Source organism: Aurantimonas aggregata (genome assembly GCF_010500835.1).
GTDB lineage: Bacteria > Pseudomonadota > Alphaproteobacteria > Rhizobiales > Rhizobiaceae > Aurantimonas > Aurantimonas aggregata.
This window is the reverse complement of sequence record NZ_JAAAMJ010000031.1, coordinates 1-14203: the sequence shown is the minus strand read 5'-3', so window position 1 is coordinate 14203 and position 14203 is coordinate 1. Positions and strand designations below refer to the sequence as shown.

At 65.4% G+C, this 14203-nt stretch carries 13 protein-coding genes and 1 pseudogene; 7 read left to right on the top strand and 7 right to left on the bottom strand.

Going from position 1 to position 14203, the window contains the following annotated elements; genetic code table 11:
• Nucleotides 1–18: 18 nt before the first annotated feature.
• The 6 genes and pseudogenes from GTW51_RS21315 to GTW51_RS21290 form a co-directional block, all read right to left on the bottom strand.
• Nucleotides 19–1557 carry an ABC transporter substrate-binding protein gene (locus GTW51_RS21315; protein ID WP_425483301.1) on the bottom strand — a complete coding sequence of 513 codons (1539 nt, stop codon included), beginning with the start codon at nucleotides 1555–1557 and terminating at the stop codon, nucleotides 19–21.
• Nucleotides 1551–2354: a creatininase family protein gene (locus tag GTW51_RS21310; protein ID WP_163046054.1), complete on the bottom strand. Its 804-nt coding sequence runs from the start codon at nucleotides 2352–2354 to the stop codon at nucleotides 1551–1553. Before GTW51_RS21310 ends, GTW51_RS21315 begins: the two co-directional genes overlap by 7 nt.
• A gap of 4 nt (nucleotides 2355–2358) precedes the next feature.
• Nucleotides 2359–3516 (bottom strand): enolase C-terminal domain-like protein, encoded by a 1158-nt coding sequence (locus GTW51_RS21305; RefSeq protein ID WP_163046053.1) that lies wholly within the window; start codon nucleotides 3514–3516, stop codon nucleotides 2359–2361.
• 141 nt (nucleotides 3517–3657) lie between these two features.
• The gene (locus tag GTW51_RS21300) at nucleotides 3658–4707 is read right to left on the bottom strand and encodes a MurR/RpiR family transcriptional regulator (protein ID WP_246233332.1); all 1050 of its coding nucleotides are present in this window, start codon (nucleotides 4705–4707) and stop codon (nucleotides 3658–3660) included.
• 44 nt (nucleotides 4708–4751) lie between these two features.
• A pseudogene (locus GTW51_RS24170) lies at nucleotides 4752–4886 on the bottom strand (SDR family oxidoreductase); the annotation flags it as partial.
• A gap of 214 nt (nucleotides 4887–5100) precedes the next feature.
• The gene (locus GTW51_RS21290) at nucleotides 5101–5397 is read right to left on the bottom strand and encodes a hypothetical protein (RefSeq protein WP_203566233.1); all 297 of its coding nucleotides are present in this window, start codon (nucleotides 5395–5397) and stop codon (nucleotides 5101–5103) included.
• Nucleotides 5398–5515: 118 nt separating this feature from the next.
• On the opposite strand from GTW51_RS21290, the gene GTW51_RS21285 reads away from it, so the two are divergent.
• A complete protein-coding gene (locus GTW51_RS21285) occupies nucleotides 5516–6175 on the top strand; it encodes a zinc-binding dehydrogenase (protein ID WP_203566232.1) in 660 nt (219 codons plus the stop codon).
• A gap of 70 nt (nucleotides 6176–6245) precedes the next feature.
• Here GTW51_RS21285 and GTW51_RS21280 read toward each other — a convergent pair whose 3' ends face one another.
• Nucleotides 6246–7010, bottom strand: a complete 765-nt coding sequence (locus GTW51_RS21280) for a TetR/AcrR family transcriptional regulator (RefSeq protein WP_203566231.1) — start codon at nucleotides 7008–7010, stop codon at nucleotides 6246–6248.
• Between the two features lie 54 nt (nucleotides 7011–7064).
• On the opposite strand from GTW51_RS21280, the gene GTW51_RS21275 reads away from it, so the two are divergent.
• From GTW51_RS21275 to GTW51_RS21250, 6 genes are read left to right on the top strand one after another with little or no spacing between them, the layout of a single operon-like run.
• On the top strand, nucleotides 7065–7928 hold the full coding sequence (locus GTW51_RS21275; protein ID WP_163046052.1) for an FAD binding domain-containing protein: 864 nt from the start codon (nucleotides 7065–7067) through the stop codon (nucleotides 7926–7928).
• Nucleotides 7925–8443 (top strand): (2Fe-2S)-binding protein, encoded by a 519-nt coding sequence (locus GTW51_RS21270; RefSeq protein WP_246233331.1) that lies wholly within the window; start codon nucleotides 7925–7927, stop codon nucleotides 8441–8443. Before GTW51_RS21275 ends, GTW51_RS21270 begins: the two co-directional genes overlap by 4 nt.
• Complete coding sequence (locus GTW51_RS21265) at nucleotides 8440–10818, top strand: xanthine dehydrogenase family protein molybdopterin-binding subunit (protein WP_163046050.1); 2379 nt, start codon at nucleotides 8440–8442, stop codon at nucleotides 10816–10818. The genes GTW51_RS21270 and GTW51_RS21265 overlap by 4 nt, the downstream gene beginning before the upstream one ends.
• A 29-nt stretch (nucleotides 10819–10847) precedes the next feature.
• Complete coding sequence (locus GTW51_RS21260; protein WP_246233330.1) at nucleotides 10848–11912, top strand: C4-dicarboxylate TRAP transporter substrate-binding protein; 1065 nt, start codon at nucleotides 10848–10850, stop codon at nucleotides 11910–11912.
• 60 nt (nucleotides 11913–11972) lie between these two features.
• On the top strand, nucleotides 11973–12545 hold the full coding sequence (locus tag GTW51_RS21255) for a TRAP transporter small permease subunit (RefSeq protein ID WP_163046049.1): 573 nt from the start codon (nucleotides 11973–11975) through the stop codon (nucleotides 12543–12545).
• Nucleotides 12542–13864, top strand: coding sequence for a TRAP transporter large permease (locus GTW51_RS21250; RefSeq protein ID WP_163046048.1), 1323 nt, complete (start codon nucleotides 12542–12544; stop codon nucleotides 13862–13864). Before GTW51_RS21255 ends, GTW51_RS21250 begins: the two co-directional genes overlap by 4 nt.
• Nucleotides 13865–14203: the final 339 nt, after the last annotated feature.

Here is a 14203-nt window from a genome sequence, read left to right as displayed (position 1 = left end):
GCGCCCGTCAGGGTCGGCTTACTTTGCGAGCGACACGTTCCAGAAATAGGGCCAGGGCGACGCTTCGAATCCCTCCACCTTCGGCGACTTGGCGGCAAGGGCGGCGAAGTCGCCCACCTTGTAGAAGGGCGCCTGCTCGTAGATGAGGCCCTGGATATCGGCCCAGATCGCCTGGCGCTTCGCGAGGTCAGTCTCGGTGTTGAGCGCCGTCAGGAGCTCTTCCTTCTCCGGCGTGGACCACCAGCCGGGATAGCTTGCCGGCAGCGGCGCGATCAGCGCCGGATCCGGCAGGAAGGGGCTGTGGGTGATGAAGATGTCCCACAAGGCGGGGTCGGCCCGGCGTTGCACGAGCGTCGCCCAGTCGACCACGTCGAGCTGGGAATTCAGGCCGGCGGACTTCAGATAGGCGTCCAGCACCTGCGCCATCTTGTAGTGGAACTCGTACTGCCGGCTCGTCAGGATGCGGATCGGCTCGCCATCGTAGCCGGCCTGTTCGGCAAGGCTCTTGGCCTTTTCCACGTCGCCCTGGTTGTAGGCTTCGACGCCGGTTTCGTTCCGCCAGACATAGCCTTCCGGGTAGAGCGCCCCGTCGACCTTGAAGAAGCGCTCCTCGCCGAAGGCGGCCAGCATGAGATCGTCGGAGTTCTGCAGGGCCTGGACCGCCTTCCGCAGGTTCTGGTCGGTCATGACCCCCTGCTTGGTGTTCATGATGAACATCGGCCAGCCGAAGGATTCCGTCAGCATCGGCTCGGTCTGTCCGGTCAGGCGGTCAAAGGATTCGACGGGCAGCAGCTCGGCATAGTCGTATTGCCCGGCGACGGCGCCTTCCACGCGGGTGTTGGCGTCGGGGACCGGCACGAACCGCACCTCCTCGAGCAGCGCCTCGCGGCGACCGCCGAAGCCGTCCGGCTCGCCCTCCAGCGGCTGGTAGTCGGCAAAGCGTACCAGCTGGATGTACTGGTCGGGGCGCCGCTCCTTCAGCATGAAGGGCCCGGTGCCGACGAACTCGGTCAGCGGTTCGGCCAGCGTCTCCTTCGGCAGGATGACCGCCGCGGAATTGTTGAAGGCGAGCAGCGCCGGCAGCGGTCCGAAGGGCGCGCTCAGCGAGATCGTGACGGTGCTCGCGTCCGTCGCCTCGATCTTCTCCACCTTGTCGGCGACCAGCTGTCCTCGCGAGGCGATCTTGAACCAGCGCTCCAGCGAAGCGACCACGTCGTCCGCCGTCATCGTCTTGCCGTTGTGGAACTTGATGCCCTCGCGCAGGGCGATCGTCACCGTCTTCCCGTCATCGGAGATCTCGGGCAGGTCGGCCGCGAGCAGCGGGGTGACGTTCCATTCCTTGTCGAACGTGTAGAGCGTCTCGAGGAAATGCTGGGTGACCATCCCGAGGAGGTCGCCCGTCGCGGCCATCGGATCGAGCGTGTTGGGCTCGCCGATGGTGGCGACGGTGATGATCCCGCCGGGCTCGTCCTGCGCCACCGCCGAGGCGCCCGAAGTGACGAGACCGGTAAGCGCCATCGTCGCCGCGAGGCAGTTTCTTGCCAATGCCTTCAACATTTTTCAGTCTCCTTCGGTTTCGGGTCTGCGAGGGAAGAGGCGCCCGACATGTCCCGGACGACGACGAGCAATTGTTCTGTGACCGCCTCGATGATCGCGCGGCCCTTAGCAGCCGTTGCCAGCGACGCGTCGCCGACGACGCCCAGCCCGTCGGACATCTCGGCCATGGAGCGGAACAGCGCGCCACGGGCCGGCATGATCATGTCGGCGTTGGCCCAGCCATGGGTCGGTACGTAGCTCATGGACGGAAGATGGTCGGGCCGGCGGACCGCTGCCGGATCGATGTGCAGCATCAGCGATGTTTCGAGTTCGCAGGCGTGGTTGGCCCCGGCAAAGCCGCTGTCGCGAATCTTGGCGATTTCCGGCCCGGCCAGCCGCCACCAGGTCAGCATCGCGATACTGCAATCGCGATGCGACGCGCCGAACTCCTCGAGCAGGACCTGGCCGATCGCCTGGTTGCCGCCATGGCTGTTGAAGATCACCAGATTGCGGAAGCCGTGCCGGACCACCGACTGCAGGATCGCGCCGACATAGTCGAGGAAGCTGCGATGCCCGATGCTGAGCGTGCCGGGGAAATCCATGTGATGCTCGGAGCAGCAGACCTTGACCTGCGGCAGGATCAGCACCTCGTCGCCGGCCTCGGCTTCCAATGCCTCGAGAAACGCCCCGCCGATCACCGCATCGGTGTCGAGCGGCAGATGCGGGCCATGCTGCTCGATCGCCGCCACGTTGACGATCACCGGCAGGCTTCGCGGCAAAGCGTCGATTTCACGGGTGGTGAGACGTTCCCAGCGCATCGGATCAGTCGATCATGCGCTGGGAGACGCCGAAGCGTTCGAGCGCGGCTTCGCTCAACCTGACGCCGAGGCCTGGCCCGTCGGAGGGGATATGGATGAAGGGCGGCTCGACCGTCAGGGGCGTATCGAGAAGGTCGTGCGACCGTATCATCCGGCCGAAGATGTCGCCCGGCCAGACGCAACTCGCGGCGGCGGAGCACTGATGGACGTACATCGCCTCGAGGATGCCGAGATCCACCTCGGAACCGTGCCAGCAATAGAGCCCCGCCGTCCGGGCAATGTGGTCGAGCTGCTGGAAGCCCGCCAGCCCGCCGTTGAAGTTGAACCCGTCGACGGCGCCGTGGGCGATGGCGTCGATCGCTTCATAAGGCCGTTGTCCCTGATAGATGTAGGGGAGCGAGACGTGCAACGCGATCGGGATCGACGAGAAGCGCCGCAGCTCCTTGTAGTCCAGCATCATCCAGCGGGGGATCGGATCCTCGAGGACGAGGACGTTGCCGATCTTCTCGATCTCGCGGATGATCGGCCGCGCGTTGCCGGGGTTCTCCCAGCGCTGATTGGGATCGAAGATGATCTTCATGCCGGGGGCATGCTCGGCGATCCGGGCGCACCATCCCGGCACGTCGTCCTCGAGATCGCATTTGAACTTGATGACCTTGAAGCCCTGGTCCTGGTACTGGCGGACCCAGGGGCCGATCTCCTCCTGCGTCCTGTGACTGGACCAGGCGCTCACGGCGATCCTGTCGCGCAATGCGCCGCCGAGGAGGCGATGCAGCGGAACCCCCAGTTGCTTGGCGTAGGCGTCCCAGATCGCGCATTCGAAGCCGTCATATTCGCGGCAGAGCGGGATCGGCAGCTTCTGCAGGATCAGCTCGTCGATCGAGCGGCCCATCAGGTTGTCCGCGATCTGTTCGACCCGGGTCCATTCGTGATCACGATAGAACTCGCCGAGACCCACCGTGCCGTCCGAGAGGTGGAGGCGAAGGATCAGCTTCGGCAACTCGTCGAACTGCACGCTCCAGCTCTCCTTGCCGCCGACCGGCAGCATGTGCAGCGGCTTGGCGAGCGTGTCGGAATTGATGACGCCGGGGTGCGCCGGGACCACGACCTCGTCGAACTGGAAACCGATGATATGCGCCTGGCGCGAAGCGATGCCGTCCACGATGGTCTCCGTCTGCGTCCAGACAGAATTTGTACCAAAACTACATTTCGGTCAAGCGACGCGCACCGGGTGACAAATTATTGCCGATTGCGCCTTCTTTTTCAGCCAGTCCTGCCGCTGCTTTATGCGAGGTGCTACATTTCAGTCGCCGACCGGCTGGTTCTCGCTCTCGCCGTTCAGGTCGGCGAGCATCGTGCGGGCGTTCCACAATTTCGAGGAGATGTGCTTCATCCGGCGGCCGCCGAGGAGGGTCGCGAGGCAGTCCAGGATGAATAGCTGGCCGTATCTCCCGCGGTTCGGCATGTAGAAGAACTTCTCCTCGTCGAAGGCGACGAGCGGTAGGAGCACGTCGGCCTCGTCTGCCAGAGGCGTGCCGCCCGCCGTCACCGCGATAATCGAAGCGCCGCACTGCTTCGCCGATCGTGCGCTTTCGATCAGCGAGCGCGGGCGACCGGTGACAGAGAACATCAGGAAGACGTCATTCTTCCCGGCGGTGGCAGCGGTGATGCGTTGCTTGTAGGCATCCGCTGTTGCGCTGGCTGCCAGATCCAGCCGGAAGAGCCGGTTCTCGGCCTCCGCTGCCACATTGGCCGAGCTTCCGCCAACGCCGAAACAGAAGATGCGGCGCGATCCGTCGATCAGATCGGCGGCACGCTCGAGCGCGTCGGGATCGCGCTGCGCGAAAGCGCTGGCCAAGGCCTGGCTCGTCGCCTCATAGACGTGCCCGGCCACCTCACTGCCGGTACTGGCGGGATGCTGGTAGTCGGCCGACAGGTACATTCGCCCAATGGCGTAGTCCTGGGCGAGCCGGATCTTGAAATCGCTGAACCCGTCGCAGCCCATGCGGCGGGCGAAGCGGATGACGCTGGGCTCGCTGACACCGGCCCGGCCAGCCAACGCCTTGACGCTGCTTCTCGTCGCGGCATCGATGTTTTCAAGCAGGGCCTCGGCGACCGCCTTGTCGGCGCGCTTCATGTTCGGAAGTTGCTGGCGCATGCGGTCGATGAGACTCAGCGGGGGAAGCGCTTTCAGTGCGCCAGTCTCTAGCCTCTGCTTGGTCAAGGGACTTTCCTGCTCGCGCCTAGCTGCATGCCATGCCGACACTGCTTTCCGACGAGGTGTTGATGACCCGCACGCTAGCGGCTCGTGGCCCTCCGTGGAAGGGCGCCAGATCACGGTCCGCCGGGGCAAGGGATACCCCGATCCTTCACGCGTCGACGGTGATCGTCTTTCGGGGCGACCGCTTGGGCCAGCGGCTGGGTGATCCCGACGACGCCGAATTGAGAGGCGTCGTAATGGAGCATGTAGATGAAGCCCCGACGCGCCTGCCCGGAGGCGGTGTTGATGAAGCCTCTGCGCCCGCCATGCCGGCGCTGTCGATTTCGAACGTTTCACCTGAATTTTCCAGGTGCTCGATCTGAGCAGGTCGCTTGAGACAGTCCCTGAAGCGCAAGGCGAGGCTGTCCAGGTTTGTGGAAGCCGGCCGGTCTGCCCTCGTCGCGCTCCAGGCTGAGAGGTGATGCATCGCAAAGCCGCTGCCTGTCCCGTGATGCGCGGGCAAGACGTGTCCTGCCCGCGACGAGATCAGCGGTGTTCGTTCCATGCTTCGACGAAGTCGTTGTTGTAGGCGGCCTCAAGATCCGGCAGCGGCTCCGCCAGATCGCCGGAGGCGAGAAGGCTTTCGTGCCAGGCCTTCCAGGCAGCCGGATCGTTCTCACCGAGCTGCTTTCCCTCCGGCGGGGTCTGGCGGGCGATGATCGCCTTTGACAGGGCGCGCGCGAAGTCCGGATCCTCGCCCTCCTGCGGATTGCCGGTCCCCGTGTGCTGCAGGACCGTGTGGATGTTCGCCGGGTCCATCGCGAAGGTCGAGCCGCGCGCCACGGCTCGTGTTAACGCCGACGCCGGACTGGATCGATGGGCTTCGTCCTGGCACCGCCCGCACGCCTGCCTACCAAACGCTCGGCGGTTCTACCCGGGCGCCCTGGCGGAATATGTTGCGATGCCGGAGCTTTGGTCCGTCAAGGCGCCGGCGAGCCTTGAGCCTTGCCAGGCGGCCACTTTGCCGGTGGCGGGGCTGACAGCCTGGTCTGCACTGTTGGAAAGCGCTGGCGTCGCGCCGGGGACACCGTTCTCATCCCCAGCACCGGCGGCGTCGCGCTGTTTGGTCTTCAGATCGCCAAAGCGAGCGGTGCCGAGGTCATCATCTGCGGCCAACCCGGTAACGGGGCGCGGGTGCGCACTCGGCGCCGATCACTTCGTGGATACCGATGCGGAAGACTGGATGGAGGCGGTCTATCGGATCACCGGCGATCGCGGTGCCGACATCGTGCTGGAGGTGATTGGCGGGGCGCATCTCGGCAAATCCGTCGAACTCGCCGCCGTCGGCGGTCATGTCTGCCAGATCGACGCTCTCGACGGCTTCGAGTTCAGTTCCCCTGCAATGCCCCTGATGCTGAAGAACATCACCATTCACGGGATCGGCACCGGCAGCCGCCGGGCGCTGGAGCGCCTCGTGCGGGCGCTGGACCGCGCCGGTATCCGCCCGGTGGTGGACGCGCGCTATCCACTCGTCGAATTGCCGGCCGCTTTCAAGCATCTCGCCCGCAGAAGCGGACGGTCTGCTCTCGGCCCATGCTGGTCTGTGGCGGTCGCAACGTGAGCTAGGAATCTTGCACCAACGCTTTCTGCGCGCCGTGCCTCGAACTTTGAACCGCATTTGCGGCCCGATATCATCTTGGAGTGCGTAAGGGCTCTTGTTTTTCGGCTTGGATCATCATCTCTCGGTAGCTGTCCGCGAAGCGCTGCGCCATTTGCTCCACCAGCGGGCCAAGATCGTCGGGCATCGGCAGACGGTAGATAAACTTGCGGATGGCGAGATAGATAATGCCGCCATGTAGGCTCCAGACATCCTCCATCTGCGGGTCGGCGGCAGGAAATGCGTGGCGCGCCTCAGCGAGCAGCGGCTTCAGGTAAAGGGTCTCGACCTGGTGGAGGTAGCGACCGTTGAGATCGGCGCCTGCCAGACCCGAGAACATGAAGATGCGCATCCACTCATAGGTGAAGATCGCCCTGGTATAGTTCCTGTAGAAATTGCGCAGCCGTGTCTCGAACGGAACCGAGCGGTCAAGCAGTGCCGGGTGCCAAGCGGCGTCGAGGCGGTCGATGTAGACGCTCTGGAATACCGCCTCAAGCAGTTCTTCCTTGCTGCCGAAATACCGATAGATCAGCGGCTGGGCGACGCCGAGGCGACACGATAGTTCGCGCGTCGTGCCGTCGAGGCCGACCTCCGAGAAGAACGCGACGGCGCCTTCGACGATCATGCGCCGGCGTTCATCCGGCGAAAGACGACGACGCGCCTTGGCTGGCTCGACGGGTGACTGTCCGGGCGTGGTGCTCTGATCCATTCCTTCCTCGTAATCCCCTTCAGCCGCAAGAAGAAGCCTCGACGCGTTCGACCTCTTGCGCAGGAAGCGCTTTAATGATCGAATGATCATTAAAGCGGCGGAAAGCCGTCTGCCGGTTGAGGAGCCGGCTGGGGAGGATTATCGATGAAAGCTGCGTCGCTCGGTTATGCGCGCGCCACGTCGCTCGACGAGGTTTTCGCGCTCTGGCGCGAGGCCGGCGAGGACGCAAGACTCATTGCCGGCGGGCAAAGCCTCGTCGCGTCGCTCAATCTGCGCCTTTCCGACGTGCCTGCGCTCATCGACATCAATCATGTCGAAGCCCTGTCCGGCGTGAACGACCGCGGTGACGTGGTGCGGATCGGCGCGCTGACGCGTCATCGCGACCTTCTCGATTCACCGCTTCTTGCCGAACATGCGCCCCTGCTGCCGCAGGCCGCGCAGCAGATCGCCCATCCCGCGATCCGCACTCGGGGCTCGGTGGGCGGATCGCTTGCCTATGCCGATCCCGCCGCCGAACTGCCGGCCTGCATGGTTGCCCTGGATGCAACGCTTGTCCTGCTCGGCGAGGACGGGGCGGAACGGCGCGTCAGGAGCGATGATTTCTTCCTGGGTCTCTTCGAGACCGCTCTGCGTCCGTTCGAGATGATCGTCGCCGTCGAGGTGCCGAAGTGCCCGTCCGGTGGCCGGCAGCGCCTGATCGAACTGTCGCGTCGCTCCGGCGACTACGCCCTGGTGGGCGTTGCCGCCTGCGCGGCCGACGCCGCCTTGTCTCGCGCGCGCATCGTGTTCTTCGGCGTCGGGGAGAAGGCGGTCCTTGCCGCCGGTGCGAGCCGCGCGGCGAGCGATGGCGCCGACGAGGCTGCCCTGCACGGTGCCCTCATGGAGGACATCGACCCGATGAGCGATATGAACGGGACCGCCGCGTTCAAGCGGCATCTTGCGGTTGTGCTTCTGCGGCGCGTCCTGGCCGATCTGCGATCGGACGAATGGCGGGGAACAGCACATTGAGTACGTCAGCCAGCTTCCAGCAGCACGTGTCGGTCCGGCTCACCGTGAATGGCGAGACCGTGCATCGCGACGTCGAGGCACGTCGGCATCTGGTGGATTTCCTGCGCCTCGATCTCGGCCTGACCGGCAGCCATGCCGGCTGCGAGCAGGGGGTCTGCGGCGCCTGCACATTGCGCGTCAACGGCGACATCGTGCGTGGCTGCCTGATGCTGGTCGCCCAGCTCGACGGGGCCGAGATCTGGACCGTCGAGGGCCTGTCGGAAACCGGCGAGATCCGCGACCTGCAGGACGAGTTCATCCGCCGCAATGCCCTGCAATGCGGCTTCTGCACGCCGGGCATGCTGCTCACGGCCGCGGAACTTCTCGCCCGCCCCGAGGAGCTCGGTCGCGAGGAGATCCGCGAGCACCTGTCGGGCAACTATTGCCGCTGCACCGGCTACGAGGCCATCGTCGACGCGGTGGCGTCGACGATGGCGGCGCGCCGCGAGGCCGCAGAGCCGGAGGCTGCGCGATGAGCCTCCAGTTCGACAATCCCAACCGTCCCAACAGCTATATCGGCCGCTCCGTGCCGAGGCCCAATGCGGCGCGCCTGGTCGAAGGCCAGGGGCGCTATGTCGACGACATCAGCCTGCCGCGAATGGTTCATGTCGCCTTCCTGCGCTCGCCCCACGCCCATGCCCGCATCGTCGCCATCGACGCGGCAGAGGCCCTGCAGTTGCCCGGCGTTCTGCGTGTCTTTACCGGCGCCGATCTGGCGGAAGTCTGCACGCCCTGGGTCGGCGTGCTCCAGCATCTCAAGGGGCTGAAGTCGCCGCCGCAATACCCGATCGCGGTTGGAAAGGCTTCCTGGGCAGGCGAGCCGGTGGCTGCGGTGGTGGCGGAAAGCCGCGCCCTGGCCGAGGATGCACTGGCCCTCATCGAGGTCGATTTCGAACCGCTCCCGGTCGTGGCCGACATGATGAGCGCGCTCGACCAGGGTGCGCCGCTGGTCCATCCCGATCTCGGCGACAATCTCGCCTTTCGGCGCCTGCACGAGGAGGGGGATCTCCAGGCTGCCTTCGCCGACGCCGCCCATGTCGTCGAAGCCGAGTTCGTGACGGGTCGCCACACCGGCGTGTGCCTGGAGCCGCGCACGATCCTGGCGGACTATCGACGCGCCGAGAACCAGCTCGTGGTGCATCTTTCGGGCCAGGCGCCGCACATGATCCAGTCGGTTCTTGCCGAGCACCTCGCTATGCCGGAGTCCCACGTCCGGGTGATCTGCAACGATGTCGGCGGCTCCTTCGGCATCAAGGTCCACGTCTATCCGGACGAGGTGGCCACCGTTGCCATCGCCAAGGTGATGAAGCGGCCGGTGAAGTTCGTCGCCGACCGGCTGGAGTCCTTTGCCTCGGACATTCACGCCCGCGATCACGTCATCCAGGCCCGCATGGCCTTCGACGGGGAGGGCAGGATCCTCGGCCTCGACGTCGACGACTGGACGGCGATCGGCCCCTTCTCGGTCTATCCGCGGACCAGCGCCGTCGAGGGCAACCAGGTCGTCAATCTCTGCGGCGGCCCCTACGTCCTTCCCGCATATCGTGCGTGCACTTCCGTGGTCTTCCAGAACAAGGTGCCGACGAGCCAGTACCGCGCCGTCGGGCATCCGATCGCGTGTGCGGTCACCGAGGGGCTGGTCGACATGGCTGCCGCTCACCTCGGGCTCGATCCCGTCGAGATGCGCCGCCGCAACCTCATTCCGGACGACGCCTATCCCTATGTGTCGGCCGCCAAGATGAAGTTCGAGGCGCTTTCGCACCATGCCTCGCTCGACAAGCTCGTGAAGCTCATGGACTACGACGCGCTGCGCGCGGAGCAACGGGCGCTGCGCGCACGCGGCATCCAGTGCGGCATCGGCATCGCGAGCTTCATCGAACTCACCAACCCGAGCCCCTTCATGTACGGCATCGGCGGCGCGCGCATCTCGGCGCAGGACGGCTGCACCATCCGCATGGATCCGGACGGATCGGTCGTCGCCCTCACCGGCGTGACCGAGCAGGGGCAGGGCACCGAAGCGGTGATCGCGCAGGTCGTGGCCGAGAGCATCGGCGTCTCCATGGACCGCGTGAAGGTGGTCACCGGCGACACGCAGGTGACGCCCTATGGCGGCGGGACCTGGGCCTCGCGGGGCGCCGGGATCGGCGGCGAGGCGGCGCTGCAGGCGGGTCTGGCGCTGCGGGCCAGCATCCTCCAGATCGCCGGCGTGCTGCTCCAGGCCGATCCGCAGGACCTGGCCATCGTCGCGGATCAAATCGTGGATACTGCCACCGGCAACGAGCGCATGCCGCTCGCCGAGCTCGGGCGCATCGTCTATTTCCGTGGTGACACCCTGCCGCGCGATCTGCCGCGCGAGCTGGTGGCCACCCGCCACTACCTCACCAGCGAGCACCCGTTCGCCTTCACCAATGGCGTCCAGGCGAGCTATGTCGAGGTCGACGTCGAGACCGGCTTCGTGAAGCTTTTGAAGCACTGGTGCGTCGAGGATTGCGGTCGCATCATCAACCCGATGCTGGTCGACGAGCAGATCCGCGGCGGCATCGTGCAGGGTATTGGCGGCGCGCTCTACGAAGAATGCCTCTACGACGGCGAGGGCCAGCTGCTGAACGCCAACATGGCGGATTACCTGGTGCCCATGGCGCCGGAGATGCCCGACATGGTCATCGGCCATGTCGAGACGCCGACGCGGGAGTCCGTCCTCGGCGCCAAGGGCGCGGGCGAGGCCGGCACTGCCGGGGCTCCCGGCGCCGTGATGAATGCCATCAACGACGCGCTCGCGCCCTTCGGCGCCCGCGTCACCGACATGCCCTTCACGCCCGAAAAGATCCTGAGGGCGCTCGGTGTCGTCAAGTGAATGAACCAGTGTCCGGGAGGAACACCACAATGACAATGAGAACAGCCCTGCTGGCAGGCGCAGGCATGCTGGCACTGTTGCTGCCGGGCGGCGCGGTGGCGCAGGAGAGCGTCACGATCAACATCGCGTCGAGCCACCCTACGACCAACATCTGGGCCTGGGCGATGAAGAACGTCTTCCAGCCCGAAGTCGACCGTCTGCTCGATGAGCGCGGCAACAACTACGTGGTGGACTGGCGCGAAGCCTATGGGGGAACGCTGTATAAGTTTACCGACACGCGCGCTGCGGTGCGCGACGGTATCACCGACATCGGCATGGTCGGCACGGTTTGGGAGGGTGCCGCGATGCCGCTCCAGAACGTCACCTATTTCACGCCCTTCGCGACGACCGACCATGAGCTGCTGATCGACATCTTCGACCGCCTCACGGAGGAGTTGCCGGAACTGAAGGCCGGCTGGGAGGACCAGAACATGGTCTACCTCTCGTCGCTGATCACCGACAGCTACGACATCTATGCCAACTTCAAGATCAACTCGCTCGAGGACCTCGCCAACAAGCGGATCAACGCCCCGGGGACTTCGGCAAACTGGCTGCAGGGCACAGGCGCGACGCCGGTCGATGGTGCTCTCACCACCTATTACACCGACATCCAGACCGGCGTCTCGCAGGGGACGCTCTCCTTCGCCTCCGGAATTCTGCCCGCCCGGGTCTATGAAGTGGCTCCGGAACTGACGCGGGTCGGCGTCGGCTCGATGTATTTCGGCGGCGTCGCCGCCAATGCCGACTTCTTCGAGGGTTTGCCCGAGGAGGTGCAGGAGGTCATCAAGGAGGCGGGCCGGACGACCTCGATCCGCCACGGCGAGTACGTCACGGAACAGTCGGCCAAGGCCCTCGCCGAGATGGAAGCTGCGGGACTCACCGTCACCGAGCTCCCGGACGAGGAGAAGCGTCGTTGGGTGGAAGGCCTGCCCAACGTCGTGCAGCCATGGCTTGATGCCAATGGCGAGGCGGCAGCCACCGTGCTGAAGGCATATTTCGCGGCGCTGCGCGACAATGGTGTCGAGCCGCTGCGGGCATGGGACGAGGGCCTCTAGGCGCCAGAAGACTCCGGCCGGGCCCTGGGGCTCGGCCCAATTTCCTTCGCTGGAGGGAGCATGGCATCCCAATCCCTGGATCCGACTGAGCCCGGCGGCGAACCCGACCCGGCGGGCCCGCGCTTCCTCGCCCGGATCGCGCAATGGCTCGCGGCGGCCGGCACGCTCTGGATCTTCGCGCTGATGGCGCTGATCGTCGCCGACGTCCTCGGCCGCAACTTCTTCGACAGCCCCATCACCGGCGTTGCGGAAATCGCGGCGCGCTCGGTGGTGGCGATCGTCTTCCTGCAGATCGCGGCGGCCGTGCTGGCCGGTCGCATGACGCGGGCGGACTTCCTGGTGATCTTTCTGGCTTCCTATAGTCCCGGCCTCGTCCGGGTGCTGGAGACGCTGTTCGCGCTCGTCGGTGCGATCGTCTTCGGGGCCATCGTATGGGCGTCGTGGCCGGACACGGCCGACGCCTGGCGAACGGGCGAGTTCTTCGGGGTGCAGGGCCTCTTCACCATCCCGACGCTGCCGTTCCGCGTCATCAACGTCGTCGGCGCGTCGCTCGCCTGCCTTGCCTATCTCGTGGTGGCGCTGCAGGTCGCGCGGTCCGGGCCAAGCCACCTGTCGCCCAAGGGCATCTCATGACCGAAATGACCGTCGGCTTCCTCCTGATCGGCGCGCTGGTCGCGCTCGTGCTTTTCGGCATGCACATCGCCGTCGCCCTGTTCTCGGTGGCGATCGCCGGCGTCTGGCTCCTGCGGGACAATTTCGAACTTGCGATGCGTCTCTTGTCGATCTCCGTCTATAACGGGATCGCCGACTACCTCTTCGCGACGATCCCACTCTTCGTTCTGATGGGACTGATCGTCTCGATCTCCAATATCGGGCGCGACACGTTCCAGGTGGCTGAAGCGCTGCTTCGCCGCCTGCGCGGCGGCCTTGGCATCGCCACCATCGCCGCCAACACGGTCTTCGCTGCGGTCACGGGAGTCTCCATCGCCTCGGCGGCAGTCTTCACCAAGGTCGCGGTCCCCGAGATGACCCGATACGGCTATCGCCCGGCCTTCGCCGCCGGCACCGTCGCCGGCTCATCGGTGCTCGGCATGCTCATTCCGCCGAGTCTGGTCCTCATCATCTACGGCGTGCTGGCCGAGCAGTCGATCGGCAACCTCTTCGTCGCCGGCATCATCCCCGGCATCCTGCTGGCGTTTGGCTTTGCCGGAATGATCGTCGCGCTGACCTTCATTGCGCCGCGCTTCGTCTATGTCGATGGCGCGCCGCGCGTCGCCGGCGCGGAAGGCCAGGCCGACATGGGTGCAGCGGAGATGATGGGCAAGCTCCTGCCCATCGTCGTCCTTGTGATGCTGGTCCTCGGCGGTCTCTACAGTGGCTTCTTCACCCCCACCGAGGCGGGGGGCGTGGGTGCCTTCGGCGCGCTCGTCATCGCGCTCTTCAAGCGCTCCCTCGATCGCAGGCGGATCTGGCGGGTTCTCAAGGACACCGGCATGGTGTCGGTGACGATCCTGATCCTCCTCATCGCCGCCAGTTTCTACAGCCGGATGCTGGCCATTGCCGGCATCCCGACGGCGATCGGCGACCTCGTCTCGGCTTCGGGCCTCGGGCCCTACGGATTCCTCGGGGTCTATGTGCTCGTCCTCATCCTTCTGGGAATGATCCTCGACTCGTCCTCGATCCTGCTCATCATGGTACCCATCGCGGCACCGATCGCGCAGTCGCTCGGCTTCGACCTGATCCAGTTCGGCCTCGTGACGGTGCTTGCCGTCGAGATCGGCCTCCTGACGCCGCCGTTCGGTATCTCGGTTTTCACGGTGCATTCGACGCTCGGCGATCGCAACGTTGGCCTTGAATCCATATTCGCAGGCGTGATGCCATTCATTGCCGTCATGGCGCTGGTGACGCTTCTCGTTGCGGTCTTTCCGGCACTGTCTACGGCACTCTTGTAGGCGCAACTTGACCCTGGCGCGGGCACCACGGGTACATCAGCGGCCGGGCAGGTGAGCGGCAACGGCGAAGGTGACGTGGCCGTTCATGACGCTCAGACAGTGTCGAGAGTCGATGGCGGCTTTCGCCATACAGATGTTCGGAAGCTGACAGTCCGCTTGCGGCCCATCGTAGACCGATCTTCCCTACTGTTAAGGCAACGCAATCCGGGGCTATCGCTCGACCATTGGGTTGGCGGCTCACGGTCAAGAACCCCGCATGATCAAGATCGCCTTCATGCGCCCATTCCAGGTTCACGGCTTTCTTTCAGCCTCCGCCATCACCGCTACGGTGCGACCGAT